A 20,018-nucleotide genomic window follows, 5' to 3' on the forward strand; every position below is an offset into this window, starting at 1 on the left:
CTTACGCTTTTTGTGTGCCTAAGTTTGCAAGCACATCTAAAATTTCTTTATAGAACTCTTCACGTGTACCACCGCGATGAATTTCTTTATATAGCTCACCATCTTGGATGAATAAAATACGCTGACAGTAACTTGCACTATATGGATCATGCGTAACCATCATAATCGATACACCTTGCTCTTTATTTAAGCTTGTCATGGCATTAAGTAAACTCGCTGCATTTTTAGAATCTAGAGCTCCAGTCGGCTCGTCTCCTAAAATAATTGCAGGTTCATGAACTAACGCACGTGCTGCTGCGGAACGCTGCTTTTGTCCACCAGATACTTCAGAAGGATACTTTTGAAGTATAGCTGTAATGCCTAACATATCAGCTACTTTTTCTACTTTCCTTCCAATATTACGGGATGAAACACCTTGAAGTGAAAGTGGGAGTGCAATGTTTTCATATATAGATAAATTCTCTAATAAGTTAAAGTCCTGGAAAATGAATCCTAATTTTTGCGAACGGAAATCAGAAAGCTCACCTTGCTTCATTTTCGTAATATCCGTTCCTGCAATTTCAACAACGCCACCTGTCGCTTTATCTAACGTAGAAATTACATTTAATAATGTTGTTTTACCCGAACCAGATGGCCCCATAACACCGACAAACTCCCCCTCTTGAATTGAGAATGATACACCTTTTAACGCATGCGATTGATTCTCACCTTTTTTACCGTACAATTTTTGAATGTTTTTTACATCTACAACTGGTTTCATCATATATATCCTCCTACGTTTGTTTTTTCATTTCTTTAAAATAAGCTGCTATCCTTATTTGCTACTAACAAAATAGTCATGTTGCATCTACCTTTTTCATGAAGTTGTCACGATGTATCCACTTGAAAGCTGTAAAGAAAATTTCTTTTTTAATTTCTCCTCTCTCCTCATCGCTTTGAATACATACATGATAAACTATGAAAATTAGGAAACACCCTGTAAAATCCTTAAGAATTCTTAAGTTTTATAAAAAAAAGCTTATGGAATCTATAATTCCATAAGCCAGTCTATTTGATTGGATGTTCAACAATAAAGGACATCCAGCCGTCTTTATATTCTGCATGTATATTACCATGATGAAGTTCAACAATTCTTTTTGAAATAGCAAGCCCCAGACCATTTCCCTGGTCATCTTTTCTTGCCTTGTCCCCCCTGAAAAACCTTTCAAACAATTTATTTGGATCGCTAACAGGCGGCCTCTCGACTTTATTTGATACTTTCAAAATTGCTTTGTTATCCATTAATTCAAGACATACGGATAATTCAGATAGTTTCATGCTGTACTTTATCGCATTCATAAACAAATTTTCATAAACACGTACCATTTTTTCTACATCTATGAAAATAGGTATTATTTCTTCTGTAATTGATTTTTTAATGACTAAACTTTCCTTTTCAAATATAGGAATGTATTCTCCAACTATTTGCTCCAACAAACCTGATAAATCAACTTCATTAAGGTTTAACTTAGCATCTATGCCTGATAAACGAGTATATTCAAACAGCTCATCAATTAAATATTTCAGTCTCTGTGACTTTGAATACGTGGTTTCAAGGTATTCCTGTAATTGTGTGTTACTGTTGTATTGCCCTCTTTTTAATAAATCTATATAACCAATAATAGATGTCAACGGTGTGCGTAAGTCATGAGATACGTTAGTTATAAGTTCATTTTTGGTACGTTCTAATCGTCTTTCCTGTTCAAATGTATCCTCCAATTCCCTGGACATATAATTTATATTTTGAGCAAGTTGGGTCAATTCGTCCTTCCCCTCAATCCCAATTGTCAAACCCAGTTTTCCATTGGCAATATCATTCACATTATCAGAAATGAGCTTCAAATATACTATTTTCTTTCGAACCAATATCAAAAAAATGACGATAAAAGTAAAGATTGCGAACGCGAATAAGAACAACATTACGAAATTGAATTCAAACGCACCCAAATTTTTGTATCTTGTAAATAATGGTGCTATGATGAATATAAAAGTGAGGATTGTAAAACTAAACGAAATAAAAAAACTAACTGCAACAGCAACCAAAAGTTTTATAATTATTTTATTTCTAAAACGAATCTTCTTCATATTTTATACCCAATTCCCCACACAGTTTTAATATAAATGGGATGTTTAGAATCCTCTTCTATTTTGTCTCTTATTTTTGTAATATGCACCATGACGGTATTGTCTGATTTATAAAAAACCTCTTTCCAAACTGCTTCATATATTTTTGCAACACTCAGGACAATTCCTTTATTACGGACAAGTAGTTCGAGAATAGCAAACTCTTTTGGAGTTAACCTTGTTTCCTTTCCTCTCACCCATACTTGGCATGTATCTGTATTTACGGTTAAGTCACCAATTTCTAGAATGCTTTTATTATGTTCTATTGATGTATTGTATTTTTTAAATCTTCTTAATTGGGATTTCACTCTAGCGATTAATTCTAGTGGGTTAAACGGTTTTGATAAGTAATCGTCGGCACCAGAGGCTAAACCCTGAATTTTGTCTATATCCTCTGATTTTGCAGATAGCATAATGATAGGCATATTGCGATTCTCCCTAATCTTCATGCAAGCTTCAATACCATCCATATTTGGCATCATAATATCTAAAATAATAAGATCAAATTCCTTTTCTTCTAACAGTTGTAAAGCTTCCATAGCATCTTCAGCTTTTTGAGTTTTCAGACCTTCATTTTCCAAATAAACAGAGATAAGATTTCTAATCTCTTTATCATCATCAACAATAAGAATTTTTGACTCCATATTATTCCCTCACATTTTTTTCGTATTGGACAACTAAAGACATAGGCAGTTAAAACATTTCTAACTTCTCTTTTTTGTAACTTGTAAAACAGAAGACCAGAAATAACGTAATAGATATAAGTAATATTGTTCAATATTTACTGCTGTTTCATATAAAATTAATAAGTTCCCTTTTTCTTTAAATTTTTCTTTTAGTAAAAAAGTAAAATTCTTTATTATTTCCCACTAATAAAATAATTGATTTCTTCTTTTTATTAATTTTTCTGTTCATACACCTGTACTTGCTCCATATTTGACAATGTAATTTACTTTCTTCAAATCAATTCCTTCAATCATTTTGTATCCAAGAAGCTTTGAACTAGGAAGGGCTACACCAACTGATTTTAAGTTCATTATATACAGAAATAAGAAAGTGAATTGTTTTCACACTTAATCACCCACTGGTTTGAATTCATAATCATACTCTAGAGTCCAAACCTTAAGAAAAAAGGGTAAAAGTCCTTAAGAATTCTTAATCTTTCTACAGGATTTTATCATAAGAATATATGGTCACTCTTAAAATGTTCACTATTAGCTTCTCATTGTAATAATATTTATTAACAACAAATTAAAAATATAGTAAAGTATCAGATTTAACTGCCAATAATCAAAGAGGGATTCTATTCTTCGTTAAATAGGTATTATACTATATTATAAGAGCCCATAGTAATTTATAGAAAATTCTAGGGGCATTGCATTAAATAATATCGATAAAGAAATTCATGAATTTTGAAATATATATATATACTAACCCATAGGAGGGCTGGTACAAAGTTTCTTAATAGATACAAAGTTGGTATAATTGCAGATCGATTTTATGCGATTGTTAGTAATTGATGTAATTTATTGTGCATTGAAAAAACGAAGTTTGGTTGTTGCAAAACGATTATGGCTATCTAATTTAATTATAAAAATATAATAATCAATTATCCGAAATTAACTTCTTACAAAAACTCATAACAAGCATTTAAAAATTTTGCCTACACTTTTAACATGGGAACACAATCCATTTATCAAGTAGTCAATAATGAATAGAAGTTTTGTTTAGAGGATAGTTCCTTTCCTTTATAAAAAATCAAAATGCGGATACATAATAAATGAATAAAGATAAGACTATTTTAAACTTATTGGGATTGAATAATGAGGAATGAAATTATTCAAAAAATATAGTTACAAGATTTTCGAATTGATTATGATACATAAAAAAACACCGATATACTTTCAAGTAAAAAAGCGCCCTGTAAACAGGGCGCTTCGCTCCAACCTAATGACTAATATTAGCAGTTGGGTATAATGTCGTTCCTCCAATTGAAACCTTTATTTCATTTGTTAAAGGAACATTTTGCTCATTAATAATTGTTCTCCACCATTCCCATGCAAGACCTGTACATTCTCTCGCTACGACTTTTACATTTTTTGAATTCGGTGGAAGTGGTATAACTGTAGAGAAGTGAGCAGTTTTATCTCTACCGCTTCCTTCCCAAGTTTTATGTGTTAGTACTTCTTTCCCATTTTGATCATATGAGAATTCATCCCAAGATACATCAAATTGAGCAACATATGCACCGTAATGATCAAGCGTCATTTTAGCACTTGAATATTCTGTAGTTGTAGTCTCAACATAATCTGTATTGTTATGAACAGCAGCAGTTGCATTATCTTTTAAGAAAGTGCTCGTATATGAAATTGGGTATGCTGGATTTTTTTTACTTAACTCTGCATTATCTTTAATGATATTTCGGATTTCATTAAAATCTTTTGTAACAACCTTGTTATGCTCTTTTGCATCTCCGCCTAATACGACAGCGGTAAAGGTACTTTCTTCAAAAATATCTTTGTACTGGCCACTCGTTTCGACGCTGTTATTTTTAAGTAACGCTTTAAAAGCAGCTTGTACATCTTTGCTCTTAGATGTTGTTTCTAATTTCACATAAATGGTTCTGCCATAGGCTACATTTGACACCATAACAGGCGGAGCCGCATTACTTATCCCTTTACGAGTTAACTCACCGAAAGTAACACTATTATCAAAAAGATCGGATGGATTGTTAGGTAGTTCAGCACTTACGGTATAAAATATTTGCTTATATGCCGCAACCATCACTTTTTTCTCTCCATTTGCAACGGCATTAAAGTCAATGTTTAGACTGTTATCAAGATATTTAGCGTTGACATTAAGAGCACTTGCGATTTGTGATTTACTATACACCATGGACTCTGTATACTGCATTCTTGCAGGTAACGAATGTGTTGATGCATACTTCTCATTCCAAGTAGACACTAAATCATCTACTGCTCCAGACACATTACCATATGTCGGATTTTGGACAGATATCGTATTTTCTTTCCTCATTCCAGGTAAGTCTATACTAATATTTAAAGGTTTTCTCTTAGCCACTAATAAACTAGGTTGATTATCGGCAAAAGCTTTATTTGCAAGTTGTACTGCTCCTGGATACGTACGATTAGCTACAGAATCAATAATGGAAATATCGACCGGTGACGTTGTAAGTGATTTTTTTTCACGCTCAACTACTACAAATTTACCATTTGAATTGATACTTTCTTTCGGAACAAAACTCTCTACTTTATCCCCATTTACTGCTAAAATATCTCTACTATCATACTTTAAATTTGCTATACCATTATTAATGTCACTAGCATTTTTTGTTGCATCAGTTGCATTACCTGTTTGCGTTTCCGCGAAAGAAATAGATGAATAATGAATAGTGCATAAACTAACTAATACACATGCTAGGAATTTTATTTTTTTATTACTTTTCTTAATTTTCAGAAAAATCACCCCGTTCTTTTTTTATATTAAATATGATAATGATTGCTAATTAATAAACTTACATAAATGCTTTTAAAAGTTCTTGAACTAACGGAATTACTCCACCTAAAAATTTCAAAACTGCCATTGCGATTTCCATATTGCTTCCTCCTCTTTGTTGTATTAAAGATGTGTTGAATATTTATGTCTTCATTATAATAAGCTTTTACATTTGCATCAATTCATTTTTATATGCAATATTACATATTGGAGGAAGAACATTTTTTTTGCTAGATTGATGATGAAATAGAACCATATGCCCATCACCCTGAGCTTTTGGTGTCCCCCACAACGATAAAAACAAATCACTTCATGTGACACCTAAATCCAACGTTAAGATTAGTGCACAATTTAATAGAACTTGGAGATAATAGTGTCTAGTATTCAGCAAATGATTTTGAAACAAACAGGCGCACAATATTAGCCATTGTGGGATAAACAGCATAAGTGAATCACTTTATTTTGAAGTTCCTCTAGTTATGCTCCCTTTAATAAATGATCAGCACACAATCGCTGGACGAGTATACGAACTTGGTGCAGGGTTTATGTTACATATTCAGCAATTATCGGTCGAGGATTTAAAACATGTCGTCAATGGGGTGTTGCAGAGCCCTTTTTAACTAAGGTGCTAGTCTGACAAATTCATCTATAAATTCCATAATCAAAGTATAAATGATAAGACTTATAGGTAATACATTTACAACTAAAGCGAAAATTCTTTTACTTAATTTCTCTGTGCTGAACATTGAAAGAATGCTTACAGGTACACTAAATATAGAAAGATAGAATGTGAGTAATACTAACATTCTTATCATATAATTCCCACTATCGTCTACACTACTTAATAAATTGTAAATTGGTAAGATAATAACCGTAGCAATCGCTGTCAAAGAGGATATTTTAGTAAATACATTCAAATTTCTCCTTACCAATCCTTTCACCTCTCTTTTATATTCATTACAATGCTCCTATAAGTTCATTCATTTTTTTACAGGTAGAAATAAGCATTTGCTCCATTCGTTCCTCTTATATTGAAAGGCATGTAGTACTCCCCCTCTTAAAAATATTTCAAATCAAAATGAAAAAACGTTTTGAAATATAAATTCAATCTATCAATACATTACAACAAAAATCTATAAATATCAGAATTTTCTTTTTATTAAAGGTTATCCTCCAAACAACCTCGAACATTGTAAGAAACATACATAAGGAGGTTGATCTATTTTGTTTCGTTCCTTTACAAATGGTTGCGTCGCCTTAGTGCAACGTTTCTTGCCAGAACCGTTTATTTTATCATGTTTATTAACTGTTTTTGTTATCTTCTTCGGCATGTTTGCAACTCACCAAACACCGGTCGAAATGATTAATCATTGGGGTAATGGCATTTGGGGACTTCTCGCCTTTTCTATGCAAATGGCACTAGTACTTGTCACTGGATCTGCTTTAGCGAACGCTCCTCTTATTAAAAAGGGGTTAACGCAAGCTGCCAGGCTACCGAAAACGAATGGCCAAGGTATTATTGCCATTTCAATTGTAAGTTTACTTGGTGCATACATAAACTGGGGATTTGGTATTGTTGTATCTGTTTTATATGCAAAAGAAGTTGCAAGACAACTTGAAGGATTAGATTACAGATTAGCAATTGCTTCTTCTTACTCTGGATTTCTCATTTGGCATGCGGGTCTTTCCGCTTCTATCCCTCTTACGTTAGCTACGGGCGGTGAAACGTTAATTAAAACGACAGCTGGAAGTATTAAAGAAGCGATTCCAATAACAGAAACGTTATTCTCACCATACGCTCTCGTTCCAGTTATTATCTTTCTCATTACGATGCCACTCATTAACAGGGCAATGCATCCCGATGAAAAACATACGGTAACAGTAGATCCTAGCGTATTTCATGAAGAAGCTGCTGCTATAGAAGTAGAGCCAAAAACACTCGCTGAGAAAATGGAAAATAGCATCATTATTACACTTTGCGTTGGGTTATTAGGTCTCATTTATATTTTCAATTACTTTTATACGAAAGGTTTTAACCTTACACTCGATATCGTTATTTTTATGTTATTAATTGCTGGTCTTATTTTTCACCGGACTCCAATTCAATATATTCGCGCTTTTTCAGACTCTACAAAAAGTGCTTCTGGCATTCTACTTCAGTTTCCGTTTTACGCAGGAATTATGGGTATGATGATTGGAGTAAATAGTGAAGGACTTTCTCTTGGAGGAGCTATTTCTAATTTCTTTATTAGTATTTCAAACGAAACGACTTTCCCACTCTTTACTTTTTTAAGTGCTGGCATCGTTAATATTTTTGTTCCATCTGGTGGCGGTCAATGGGCTGTACAAGCACCCATTATGATTCCAGCTGGTGCAGAACTTGGTGTACCTGCTGCAAAAACAGCGATGGCAATTGCGTGGGGCGATGCTTGGACGAATTTAATTCAACCTTTCTGGGCATTACCAGCGTTAGCGATAGCTGGTTTAGGTGCTCGTGATATTATGGGATTTTGCGTTGTGAACTTACTATATGCAGGATTTATCATTTCTTATTTATTTAAACGAAAAGCTAGTTTTATACTAGCTTTTTTACATAATAAATCACTTATTTCCCATGCAATTTACAATCGTTTCCCACTCTATATCGGTAAGATGTAATGCCTCAAATGCAAAAAAATCTTCACATATCTTTTCAATCAGATATGGATTTTCCCTCAAGAAATTCCACTGTAACGCTTTAGGAAGAAAATACGTTTCATACTCTTTACTTCCTCTTACTACCTCATCGACTTCTCTTTCACAAATCCCTCTTATTAAATAATCATTTCTTAATTGGATCTTCATTTGTTGAAACGTTTCACTATATTTCTTCAATTGGATTAAGCAATTAATATAGGTACGAAAAAGTTCGTTATCATACTGACAACAATTTATAATACGATCAATTTCATTCATAATGTACGAGCCTTTTCTTCTATTTGTAATAACCACTTTTCCCGCTTCTCTCGTTTACTCGTTTTCACAGATTGAAAAACAGATCGTTTTATATCGCGAATGCCGCAAAAACGTAACACACCTCTCTTCATCATAATCCAATCTGCTGATCGATATAATAGGGCGACGTACCATAACGGTGAATCTAACGTATTAATTACCCACGCCTTCTTTCCTTTCAATAAGCCCTTCGGCAAGGCACCTTCATATTTATAAGCAAATCCAGCTACGAAAATGCGATCAATAAACCCTTTTAAAATAGCAGGCATCCCCCACCACCATATCGGATATATGAATAAAAGAGTATCTGCTTCTGCCACTAACGTTCTGTACCAAGCTGTTTCTTCTTCATTTACTAAATCACGTCTTTTTTTCTCTTCATTAAATACAAGGACTGGATCAAATTGTTCCTTATATAAATCAAGTACCGTAACCGAATGATTTGTTTCTTGTAATCCTTTTTGCACATGCTTTAAAATCGCCGCGTTAAAACTGGAAGGACTAGGATGAGCGTATACAATTAGTACATTCACTACAAAACAACTCCCTCTATGGTTAAAGTTTCCCCTTCTTTAACATCTTCTCTACAATTTGTACGTTTTTCGAACTTTGTAATAAACGGTTTAATACGGTAAGTAACTCTTCCTTGTCTAAATCTTTCAGTTTCTCTTTCACCGTACTCTCACCAGCACCTTGAATATCATAAACAACTGCCGCCATATGCTTGCAAAGATTCTCATAAGGACACTCGCAGCTACTTTCTGTAAAATCTTCAAGATCAATAATCACTTCATAATTTCCTGCATTTCCAGTAACGAAAGCAATTACTTTCTTGTCTTGTATTTCAACATCTTCTACATGTCCATCTTCATAATATTCATATCCCTTATCTATAATGTACTTTGGGATCCATTTCGTTATATCTTTTAATAAGTAAGCGTACATATTTGCACCTCTTCCTTTAATTCCCTTTTGACTTCAAAAAACCTGCATGTTATTCTAATAACTGTCAAGTAGCGAGTCTACGTGACAAAACGACTGACACCTATTCGGCGGAGGTGTCTCTTTTCATTTGCAGCCGATATGAATTGCCTCTTTCAGGCACATTCAATTTTTGACACTACACACTCAACACCATTCCCTGTATCAGGCTGCATTAGCAGTCTTTTACTCTACATACTTCGCTATTTCAAGAAAAAAAGAGAGACTAGCTCCCTTTTCTCGCCTTATAAAATACCCCTTTTTCAGTATAGAGATATTCATCATCAGCTAATGTAATTTTCCCATCCAGTTTGAGTTCATCTAATAGTCTTGATAAATAAAATTGATGTAACATTTTTTTCGTGAATTTTCCTTCATGATGCGAAACGATATGTTCTTGAATATCTAACAATGATATTGGCTTATCTTGCTCTATCATATATTCATAAACTGTACTACGCAGTTTTACGTATTTTTCGAGTGTCACAGTAATCCGCAACCCCTTTCTTCTTAATATAAATTTTCGTAATCGGTTTTTTTGCAACAAAAAAACCTCTCCGATAAGAAGAAGTTACGTATATATCTTCGTCTTATCTCCCAGAACAAATATGTTCTGCTGGAATTAGCACCTGCATCGCGGTTGCTGGGTTTCATCGGGCCAGTCCCTCCACCTCTCTGGATAAGAAAATATTCACTTAAATCTTACTATACGTAATTTCATTTCAATTGTCAAACAAATACAACAAATTATATTTTCTTTCTTCCTGTTCATACTATACATATATGAATATGCAAGGAGGATTATGAAATGCACGAAAATGCTCGCGGATATGTACAAGATTCTTTTCAATCATTACAAGAAGCAAAACACTGTTTAGAAGAAGCATTACAGACTGTTGAAAAAGATTTTAATCGTGCTCGTATTGAGCAATCTCTTTATGCGATCGAACAAGCTATTCAACGCTGCGATTACACGGTTCACATTTTAGAACAAGATTGAAAAAACTTCCCATCATAAGGTGGGAAGTTTTTTCAAATGGCATACTTCATAATTATTGCCGTTATGATTAAAAAATATACAGAATTAACAATTTCTAAAATCCCTACTTTTATGATAGAAATTGTTTTGCCATACAACATAATTGCTCGAATGACACTTGGTATAAAAATAAGAGAGCACCATGGATTGATAGCAAATACGATGACCGTTAACACGATATGATACCCCCAAGATATAAAACGATACTTCGGATTATTCTTCTCACGAATCATCGTTTTCACATAAAACGTACTTCCTAAAAAATATAAAAATGAAATAAGCGCAATAAATAATGCTGTTTTATCTATAAGTTTCATTGAAAAATAATAACTAACTAAACCACCTATACAGAAAACGATGATTGCGCAAATGTCATTTAACAGTGCTCTTTCATTCTTTTGACGAGCGTAATACATATTTACTATAAATAATGGAATCATTGCTGCTACGAATAAAAGAACTCGCCATTCATATAATAGAGAAATCATCCCAAATACGAACGCAATAATAAAATATACAATTGCTGCATGTAAAAACTCTTTTTTTCGTTTTTGTTTTATGTACATGAGAAATGGATACGTAGCTAAATAGATACAGAACCAAGCTAAAAACAATGGAATATGATAAAAAGTAGGTTTCCCAAGTATGACACTTAATAGAAATGGGATAACAAGCATAGCCCATGCACCATGTTGCTTCGGAATAACTAACTTCATTAACTATACACCTCCCTCTTGAAAAAAGTTCTCACCTACTATTATACAAATAATTTTATATAATAACGGATGTATATTGGATCTATTTTTTGACAATAAAAAATGCTCCTTACAATATGTAAGAAGCATGAAAGAGGCAAACGAATATGTAAGTCGCGACCCTACCTTATATAAGTATGCTTTTCTATGTCATGTTATGCTCATCTAATATACCGTATTTCTTTTTAAACCTTGTGAGAATCGTAATCCATGAAGTACTAAATAGTAGTAGGAAAATAACATTTGAAATCGCATGACTTAAGTCAAAGTAAAAACTCGCGACATAGTACGCAATGACGGTCTCCCACGTTGCTTCTCGTATAAAACCGAGAAGTCCCCAGAAGTTCATAATCCAACCAAATAAAAATCCAACAATTAATCCGTATAGGAGTCTTCCCCAGAGCTTTTTCATGAAAAATGTATTACGTAATAGTCCAGCTATAAAACCAATCATACCCCACGAAAACATTTGCCACGGCGTCCACGGACCTTGTCCTAAAAAAATGTTCGATACAATAGCCGCTGTTGCCCCGATCATAAAACCAGTTTCACTCCCAAACACGATTGCAGAAACGATAATGACAAAAGAAGTTGGTTGTACACTCGGTAAAATAGAAAATGGTACACGGCTAACCGCAGCAATTGCCGCTAACACGGCAACGAGAACAATTTCACGTGAAACAAACGCCTTCCTTTCAAAACGGATATAGAAAGGTAACATAATAACAGCTAATAAAAACAAACTACTTACCATGTAATAGCCGTCCATGAGGAGTGTAGTAAAGAGTAATGTGCCTATTATAAACGCCAAAATACATATTATGAATGCAACATATTGTTTGGACACGCTTCGTACACATCCTCCCACGTTAATGCATATGGCAATTCTTTTCGAATGAATCGATTAATAGATGTTGTATAAAAGAAGTTACCGCTAAAAAATTCTTTCGGTGCATCATTCATAATGACTGTTCCATCAAATAACATCATGCATTGATCAACATATTTCGCTGCGAACTCAATATCATGAGTCGCCATTACAATGGTTGTACCTTCTTTTTGTAATTTCCTAAATAGCTCTCCTACTCTTTCTTTCTTCCATGGGTCTAACCCCTTTGTTGGTTCATCAAGTAGTAATAGCGTTGGTTTTGATAATAACGTTGTACATAATGCAAGTAGTTGTTGCTCTCCCCCGCTACAATCATGTGGATGGCGCTCTTTAAGCGAATGTAACCAAAACTGTTTCAACATATCTTCTGCTATTTCTTTTCCTTGTTCTCCATATAATTCACGAGCACGTTCATAAACTTCTTGCCACACTGTATCAAATGTAAAATGATAATACGGATGCTGTGATACATACCCGATCCTTTTAAATCGTTCTTTCGAATCAATTTTATGTATCACTTTACCATGCCACTTTACTTTCCCTCTTCTCGATTTTTGCAATCCTGCTAAAATCGTTAACAGTGTAGACTTCCCAGTACCATTTTTCCCAACGAGTGCTACCCATTTTCCTTTTTCAATCGCAACTGTTAAATCTCGTAAAATAAGCGGACTATTTTTTTCATATTGAAAAGAAATATGTTCTGCACTTAACATTACTTCTTGTTTTTTACGTTGTACCATCTGCTCATTCACATATGATATCGCTGAAAAATCATTCATTTTCATTTGTGCTTCTCGCACTGTAAACGGAATATCTCTCGCATTCCATTCTAAAAACAACCTTGGAATTTGCGGAATAAATGGACGGAAGTTTTCCACTTCCCACATTTTCGCTATAACTGTTTTAGGACTACCATCATAAACAATTCGGCCGTTATCCATACAAACAACGCGTGTTGCAAGTGGTATCACTTCATCTAAACGATGTTCACTTAAAATAATCGTAATTCCAAGTTCTTCATTAATACGTTTTAACAACCCTAAAAACTCTTTCGCAGCAATCGGATCTAATTGCGCCGTTGGTTCATCTAATAATAATAGTTTCGGCTGCATAACTAATACCGCAGCTAAATTGACAAGTTGTTTTTGCCCACCAGATAACGTATGAACAGATTGATGCAATAAATCTTGAAATCCTAAGAAGCTAATGAGCTCGGCTATTCGTTTTTGAATAATGTGTGATGGTAATCCGATATTTTCTAAAGAAAATGCTAATTCTTGAATCACTGTATCCATTACGAGCTGATTTTCTGGGTTTTGAAATACCATGCCAATTTCTTGCGCAGATAATAAATCAGGTACTTTCTCTAATAAAACTTCTTCATAAAACAGCTCTCCCGAACGCGTGCCAATTGGAAGTAACTCCTTTTTAAAATGTTTTAATAATGTCGTTTTCCCAGATCCGGATCCTCCAGCTAGCGCTATAAACTCTCCTTTTTGAATAGAAAGAGAAATATGCTGTAACGCTTTTTCATTTTCATCAGCATATACAAATGATAAATTGTTTATTTCTGCATGCGCCACCATATCCATTCTCTTCCTTCCATTATGATTGGTAAACTAATAAACAGCGTAAATGCTACAAACATCATTCCATCGTATTGCTGGAATAGAATAGATTCGACTTTCGGATAAATGATCAATTTTCCTCCGCCATACTTACTACATATGATAGCAGTTATAAATAAAATCATTAAATAACTGAGCGTATACCAATCACGTTTTTCCATTCTATACCGAATATACGTCGTACGTTTCGTTACACCAAATCCACGAGCTTGCATAGAATCTGCCGTTTGAAGTGCATCTTCTAACGAGCAAATTAATAATACTTGCAGTAACTGCATGCCATTTTTCACTCGTTCAACAATTGAACCTGAATCTACCTGCACACCTTTTGTCTTTTGGACGAGTGTTATTTTCTGTAATCGTCTAATAAACAAAGGAACAAACCTCACTGTAACCATCGTTAACAATGCAACTTTCGGTGAAATTCTCGAAAACAAATATAAAAATTTATGACTTGAAATAATATCATTATACGAAGCAAACGTAAACATAATCGCAACTAGTAATAACCCCATTACTAGTCCAAACATAATTGCCTCCAGCTTAATACGGCTATCACCTAACCAAAATAACGTAGTTCGACCTCTATGTGTTAATAACGAATTAAATAAAATTACCATAAAAAAGAATACGATTGTGCTCGGTAACATCTTTCTTATCTTTTCGCTATTTCCTTGTATCACATTTAAAATAACGATTAATAAAATTGCTCCAATTAAAAAAAGAGGATGAAGACACATCATACATAGTATCATCACCCCAATATAATAGAAAAAATTCACAAAAGGATGTAAAGAAGAAAAACTTATTTTCATAGTCCTTTACCGAATGCCTTTCTTATTTTAATACATATACCCACTCAATTGTATCTCCTGGTTTTACTGTAACTACACCAGCACTACGGTTCGGAAATGCACCATTCACACGATATTTCCAGCCACTAGTATCGGCAATATCTTTTTCATATAAATCATTAATACCTTTTACATAAATGCTATCTTTTGATCCACTTGCATCAACATCTAATCCTGTACGCTGCAACACTTTATAAACAGTATCACCTTCTTGTACATCAACCTTTTTCGCACCTAATAAGTATCCTTCATGTCCTTTTACGGAGATAGTAACTTGTTTTGTTTGTGATTTAGGTACCGTTACCGGATCTGGTTTTGATGGTTCAGGAGTTGGTACGGGCGGAGTCGGTATCGTTTTATTCTCTTTATTCGGATCTACCTTTTGCTCCTGCTTCGGTGTTTCTTTCGGCTGATTGACAACCTTTGCTTCTTCTTTTACTTCCTGTGCTTTCGGTTGCTGTTGTTTCTCTTCGTTTGCTTTTTGTTGTTCTGGTTGTTTAGTAGCAGATTGCTCCTGAGGTTTCTCTTCTTTCTTTACTTCAGGTTGTTCCTGCGGCTTTTCCTCTTTCGGCTTCTCTGCTACTTTTTGTTCTTGTTTCTCTTCTTGTTGTTTCTGTTCCGGCTCAGCTTGTTTCTCTTCCGGTTTCACTTCTTCTTTCGGTTCTTCTTGTTTTGCTACCTCTTCTTGCTTTGGCTCTGCTTTCTTCTCCGGCTTTACAGCCGCCTCTTCACATCCGGCAAGTAGGCCGAGTGAAAGCATTAAAGAAATGAACCACTTCATCTTACTCATGTTCTCTCTCACCTTTCATATAAAAATTAGGAGCAAATCATTGCTCCTAATTTTTGTTAAGCTGCTTTACGTCTCCATAATACATATGCAGAAGCAATACATAATACACCCATACCTACTTCTGTAGCTGTACTATGAGAAGATGCTCCTGTTTTCGGTAGCATGTTTTCATTTTTAACTGGTTTATTATCTACAACAACTTTTACATCTTCATCTTTTGTTTCTTGTTGTATTTGTTTTTGTTCTTTCGGTTCTTCAGTAATTTCTTTTTCTATTACCTTATTTTCTGGCTCTTCAATCGGTTTCGGCTTAATTACTTCATCATCGCCTACATTAGACCAGTCATAAATAGACTTTCCGATTTCTTTAAATTGAACTAACGCTAAAAGAGCTTGCTCTGTAGCCATTCCGTTACCATTTTGATCACTTGGTAACCATTTAAATTCACCATTTGGAAGTTGATATGACAGCAGACTTTGCACTGCTTTATGAAGACGATTTTGATCTACATCTTTAACAAGTGATAATCCAATAATTGCTTGCGCAGTACTATTAGAATTCTCTTGTCCATCAGCAGAAAAACCACCATTTTTTAGCTGTTCGTTATATAAATACGCAACAGCTTTTTGTACAGCTGGTTTCACATCTGATCGATCTTGATAAGGTGCTAACGCGGATAAAACCATACCTGTTACATCGACGCTACTAGCACTATCTTTACTACCTGAACTAGTATAAGTCCAGCCACCATCTGTATGTTGCGTGTTTAAAATTGCATCTACTAAAGCAACTCGATTCCACTTTGCTTCGACTGGAATCTCATATTTATTCGTATCAAAGGCAAGTAACGCAAATGTATAACCTGTAACAGAATTTACTTTATCAGATTCATACAATTTTTGAACTAAGTTATGTCCGCCTACCTTTTTAGGATCTGCACTCATTGCATTCATCATAATAATCGTTCTAGCTAAATCTGTTGCTGAAAAACGATTTATACGCTTTTCCACTTTTTCTGTTACTGCCTTAACATAATTTAATTGCGCCTCAATTGGTACATTCTTTCCAGAACGAGAAAGCCCTAGAGCTACCCAATCACTCTCTATTCCATCTTGTAACATCTTTTCAGACGTTTTAGAAATTGCTTCGTTTACTTGCGCTGCTGGAACTTGAATGTTCTCTTGCTTTGGTTGTTCTGGTGTTTTTGTTCCATCTGGATTTTCCTGTTTTGGATCATCTGTTTTTGGCTCTTCTGGTTTCTCTTGTTTTGGATCATCCGTCTTTGGTTCTTCTGGTTTCTCTTGTTTTGGATCATCCGTCTTTGGTTCTTCTGGTTTTTCTTGTTTTGGATCATCTGTTTTTGGTTCTTCTACCGTTTTACAAGTACCAAATTCATCTAATGTTTGTTGTAATGTTTCTTGACTCATATTGCTCCAGTCTGAAACAAAACGGAAAACAACAACATCTCCAGATTTTAATTTATAACTATCCGCTCCAACTTCTGCAGATTTATCATTTACATCATACAGCCAGCCACTTGTAGCCCCGGCCATTAGCCCATCAATGCCTTTTACATACGTTCCAAACGACATCGTTTCAGCTTCTACTTTGTCCCCCATGACTTTTTGCAGCAAACTTAAAGCTGTTTCCCCATCTTTAATTTGCTCTTCTTTCGGACATAACATAATGCCATTTTGTGATTCACCGACAATTGCAAGTTTTGCTGTATTTCCTTCAGCAAACGTAATATGTACTGTATTCGCAAAAGAAACTAATACAAGTATAACTGCCATTAACGACGTAAGCAGCCATTTTTTTAACATTGCCATCCCAAAATTTCCTCCCTTACTACTATTCACACAAAAAAAGACCCTTCAAGGGCGTGCAATTGACACTCTTTTTTTGTAAGTGTCGAACAAACTGTGCAACACCTCCTACCTGCATCATCCGCGGCTATATTTGTATAGGAAAAATAATTTTGTTCATGAACGTATCATTGTGATAACATTCACTTTTTTAGGCACAACTTACTTCCATTTAAGTTATCGTAAAACGATAAACCTATACATTCTGTTAATTTTAAATTTCTGTATTATTTTACTATTGACAAAGAATTTTGTCCATGCTTTATCGGATTTATTTTCTAAGAATAGTAACTTACTAACCTTTAACGACGCAAACTTTTTTCACTAATAATGATGCCATCTTCATCCACATAAACATAATCATTTGGCTTCCATTCTACTTGTCCAAATTGCAATGAGATATTTCGTTCTCCTTTCCCTTCTTTTACACTTCTATTTGGCATCGTCCCTAACGCTAAAATACCAATATTAATATTCTTTAGTTCACTAGAATCACGAACATATCCATTTACAATAATTCCTGCCAGCTTTCTTTCCTCTGCAATAGCTGCCAAATTATCACCGAGTAACGCACAATTCGTAGACGCTCCACCATCAACAACTAATACCGTTCCTTCCGGTAATGTTTGTAATCCTTCCTTCACTAGTACATTATCATCCTTCACTTTCACCGTTGCAATTTTCCCGTGGAATTGTTCTTTCTTCCCAAAAGATCGAAAAGACTGGCGACATATTTGTAACTCCTTTTCAAACTCATCACATAGATCCGTAGTTTTCCACATCTTTTTCCCTCTTTTCCTTTTACTTTCTATTTAACATATTCTTGGATTATTTTCGTTTCCCTGTCTAATGTTGCAATAATTTGTATGTGCAGGAAAGGACAGAAAAACCATTGCCTTAAGAAGCCACCTTTATTATAATCTATTTCACAGATAAATTTCGGAATATTAAAAATTAACCAAGTGAAAAAGGAGGGATTTTATGCAATTACCAACTGAGGTAAAAAAACAACCTAGTAAACGAAAGTTTAAAATGCCTGACGCGTACGTACTACTATTTTTTATTGCCTTACTTTGTGCAATAGCTACTTATTTCGTTCCTGCTGGAGAATTTAAAAGAGTGACAAACGGGACTGTTACAACGACAATACCAGGAAGTTACCATTCTGTTCCGCAATCACCGGTAGGGTTTGTTTCTTTTTTTACCGCTATTGAAAAAGGAATGACACTTGCTGCTCCTATCATCTTCTTAATTTTATTTACAGGTGGTGCCATTGCCATTCTTGAAAAAACAGGTGCTCTTGACGGTTTAATCTATCATGTGATTAACAAATTTCGGAATCAGCAATTACTTTTCATTTGTATTGTCGCCGCACTCTTTTCTCTTCTCGGAACGACTGGCATTATCGTTAACTCAGTTATCGGCTTTATCCCCATCGGCATCATCGTTGCACGCACATTGAAATGGGACGCTATCGTTGGCGTAGCAATTATTTATTTAGGCACTTATGCTGGTTTTAATGCTACTATATTATCTCCCTCACCTTTAGGCATTTCACAAAAAATCGCAGAACTTCCGATGTTTTCAGGGATTGGGTTACGTACAGCAATCTATATCTCTTTTTTAATTGCTACCATTTTGTATATTAATTGGTATATAAAACGTTTAAAAAAATCGAATAAAGGAAGCATACTCGGCGATAACTGGTTTCCAAGTAATGCTCTTTCAAGAGAGAGAGAAATAGAGAAAACTGAAGTTCCTTGGACAATACGTCACAAATTAATTTTACTCGTCTCAGCTTTATCATTAATTGTATTTTTAATAGGGGCTTTTCGACTACATTGGACAGATGCAGAAATGACCGCTACTTTTATTTTCATCGCAATTACAGCAGGAATAATAGGCGGTATGAAAGCGAACGATATCGCTTCTACTTTTCTAGCAGGCTGCCAAAATCTCATATACGGTGCTTTGATCGTCGGGATGGCTCGTTGTATTTCAGTCATTTTAGAACAAGGCAAATTACTTGATACAATCGTTAACCAACTCGCACAGTCTCTCGAAGGACAAAGCCCTGTATTTGGTGTTATCGGTATGTATGTAAGTAGTGCCGCATTACATTTCCTTATTTCATCCGGTACAGGTGAATCTGTTATTTTCATTCCGATATTAGCTCCATTAGCTGATTTCATGCACATTACACGCCAAGTTACAGTACAAGCTGTTATGCTCGGCGAAGGTGTAGTGAACTGCCTCAATCCAACTTCCGGTGTTTTAATGGGCGTTCTCGCAGCTAGCGGCATTTCTTACGGAAAATGGATTCGATTTATGGCTCCACTTGCATTCATTTGGTTTATCATTGGACTTATTTTTCTTATTATTGGAGTGAATATTGAGTGGGGACCGTACTAAAAGGTTTACAATATACTTAACTTGATGATACAAAAACATCTATTCTATTTTCCTCTCCAATCCTATGAAAATTATTGATTCTAGTATAGATGTAAGAAGGGATTGATCATTATGATCAATCCCTTCTTACAA

General features: G+C 34.6%; 18 protein-coding genes, 1 pseudogene and 1 riboswitch. Of the genes and pseudogenes, 4 read left to right on the plus strand and 15 right to left on the minus strand.

What is annotated here, in order from left to right; all coding sequences use genetic code 11:
• Position 1: 1 nt before the first annotated feature.
• From JDS95_RS00570 to JDS95_RS00585, 4 genes are all read right to left on the minus strand, one after another.
• Complete coding sequence (locus tag JDS95_RS00570) at positions 2-763, minus strand: ABC transporter ATP-binding protein (protein WP_000977545.1); 762 nt, start codon at positions 761-763, stop codon at positions 2-4.
• 284 nt (positions 764-1,047) lie between these two features.
• A complete protein-coding gene (locus tag JDS95_RS00575) occupies positions 1,048-2,124 on the minus strand; it encodes a sensor histidine kinase (RefSeq protein ID WP_199690137.1) in 1,077 nt (358 codons plus the stop codon).
• Positions 2,121-2,807, minus strand: coding sequence for a response regulator transcription factor (locus JDS95_RS00580; protein ID WP_000444087.1), 687 nt, complete (start codon positions 2,805-2,807; stop codon positions 2,121-2,123). The genes JDS95_RS00575 and JDS95_RS00580 overlap by 4 nt, the downstream gene beginning before the upstream one ends.
• Before the next feature lie 1,303 nt (positions 2,808-4,110).
• Positions 4,111-5,649 carry a thiol-activated cytolysin family protein gene (locus JDS95_RS00585; RefSeq protein WP_085450384.1) on the minus strand — a complete coding sequence of 513 codons (1,539 nt, stop codon included), beginning with the start codon at positions 5,647-5,649 and terminating at the stop codon, positions 4,111-4,113.
• A gap of 449 nt (positions 5,650-6,098) precedes the next feature.
• On the opposite strand from JDS95_RS00585, the gene JDS95_RS00590 reads away from it, so the two are divergent.
• The gene (locus tag JDS95_RS00590; protein WP_134853405.1) at positions 6,099-6,299 is read left to right on the plus strand and encodes a glycosyltransferase; all 201 of its coding nucleotides are present in this window, start codon (positions 6,099-6,101) and stop codon (positions 6,297-6,299) included.
• A gap of 604 nt (positions 6,300-6,903) precedes the next feature.
• Positions 6,904-8,238 (plus strand): annotated as a pseudogene (locus tag JDS95_RS00595) (short-chain fatty acid transporter); the annotation flags it as partial.
• A 42-nt stretch (positions 8,239-8,280) separates the two neighbouring features.
• On the opposite strand, the gene JDS95_RS00600 reads toward JDS95_RS00595, so the two are convergent.
• The 4 genes from JDS95_RS00600 to JDS95_RS00615 form a co-directional block, all read right to left on the minus strand.
• Positions 8,281-8,634, minus strand: coding sequence for a hypothetical protein (locus JDS95_RS00600; RefSeq protein ID WP_001002312.1), 354 nt, complete (start codon positions 8,632-8,634; stop codon positions 8,281-8,283).
• Positions 8,631-9,206 carry an NAD(P)H-dependent oxidoreductase gene (locus tag JDS95_RS00605; protein WP_001101665.1) on the minus strand — a complete coding sequence of 192 codons (576 nt, stop codon included), beginning with the start codon at positions 9,204-9,206 and terminating at the stop codon, positions 8,631-8,633. Before JDS95_RS00605 ends, JDS95_RS00600 begins: the two co-directional genes overlap by 4 nt.
• A 22-nt stretch (positions 9,207-9,228) precedes the next feature.
• Positions 9,229-9,618: an SWIM zinc finger family protein gene (locus JDS95_RS00610; RefSeq protein WP_000271516.1), complete on the minus strand. Its 390-nt coding sequence runs from the start codon at positions 9,616-9,618 to the stop codon at positions 9,229-9,231.
• 262 nt (positions 9,619-9,880) lie between these two features.
• A complete protein-coding gene (locus JDS95_RS00615) occupies positions 9,881-10,201 on the minus strand; it encodes a hypothetical protein (protein WP_073990648.1) in 321 nt (106 codons plus the stop codon).
• Positions 10,202-10,241: 40 nt separating this feature from the next.
• A riboswitch (SAM riboswitch) is annotated at positions 10,242-10,340 on the minus strand.
• A 122-nt stretch (positions 10,341-10,462) separates the two neighbouring features.
• On the opposite strand from JDS95_RS00615, the gene JDS95_RS00620 reads away from it, so the two are divergent.
• A complete protein-coding gene (locus JDS95_RS00620; RefSeq protein WP_000545000.1) occupies positions 10,463-10,654 on the plus strand; it encodes a hypothetical protein in 192 nt (63 codons plus the stop codon).
• A gap of 32 nt (positions 10,655-10,686) precedes the next feature.
• On the opposite strand, the gene JDS95_RS00625 is transcribed toward JDS95_RS00620, so the two are convergent.
• From JDS95_RS00625 to rraA, 7 genes are all read right to left on the minus strand, one after another.
• Positions 10,687-11,409 (minus strand): YwiC-like family protein, encoded by a 723-nt coding sequence (locus tag JDS95_RS00625; protein WP_000779956.1) that lies wholly within the window; start codon positions 11,407-11,409, stop codon positions 10,687-10,689.
• Positions 11,410-11,593: 184 nt separating this feature from the next.
• Positions 11,594-12,295, minus strand: coding sequence for an ECF transporter S component (locus JDS95_RS00630; protein WP_002175621.1), 702 nt, complete (start codon positions 12,293-12,295; stop codon positions 11,594-11,596).
• Positions 12,268-13,929: an ABC transporter ATP-binding protein gene (locus tag JDS95_RS00635; protein ID WP_139823500.1), complete on the minus strand. Its 1,662-nt coding sequence runs from the start codon at positions 13,927-13,929 to the stop codon at positions 12,268-12,270. The genes JDS95_RS00630 and JDS95_RS00635 overlap by 28 nt, the downstream gene beginning before the upstream one ends.
• Positions 13,902-14,780 carry an energy-coupling factor transporter transmembrane component T gene (locus tag JDS95_RS00640; protein ID WP_085450389.1) on the minus strand — a complete coding sequence of 293 codons (879 nt, stop codon included), beginning with the start codon at positions 14,778-14,780 and terminating at the stop codon, positions 13,902-13,904. Before JDS95_RS00640 ends, JDS95_RS00635 begins: the two co-directional genes overlap by 28 nt.
• A gap of 22 nt (positions 14,781-14,802) precedes the next feature.
• A complete protein-coding gene (locus JDS95_RS00645; RefSeq protein ID WP_085450390.1) occupies positions 14,803-15,609 on the minus strand; it encodes a DUF4430 domain-containing protein in 807 nt (268 codons plus the stop codon).
• Between the two features lie 56 nt (positions 15,610-15,665).
• A complete protein-coding gene (locus JDS95_RS00650; protein WP_085450391.1) occupies positions 15,666-17,438 on the minus strand; it encodes a DUF4430 domain-containing protein in 1,773 nt (590 codons plus the stop codon).
• 338 nt (positions 17,439-17,776) lie between these two features.
• Entirely contained in the window at positions 17,777-18,256 is a 480-nt protein-coding gene (rraA, locus tag JDS95_RS00655) for a ribonuclease E activity regulator RraA (protein ID WP_000266040.1), read from the minus strand.
• Between the two features lie 199 nt (positions 18,257-18,455).
• Here rraA and JDS95_RS00660 point away from each other — a divergent pair, with 199 nt between their 5' ends.
• On the plus strand, positions 18,456-19,886 hold the full coding sequence (locus JDS95_RS00660) for a YfcC family protein (protein WP_085450392.1): 1,431 nt from the start codon (positions 18,456-18,458) through the stop codon (positions 19,884-19,886).
• Positions 19,887-20,018: the final 132 nt, after the last annotated feature.

The sequence above is a fragment of the Bacillus cereus group sp. N24 genome, from assembly GCF_016483345.1.
Taxonomy (GTDB): Bacteria; Bacillota; Bacilli; order Bacillales; family Bacillaceae_G; genus Bacillus_A; species Bacillus_A toyonensis.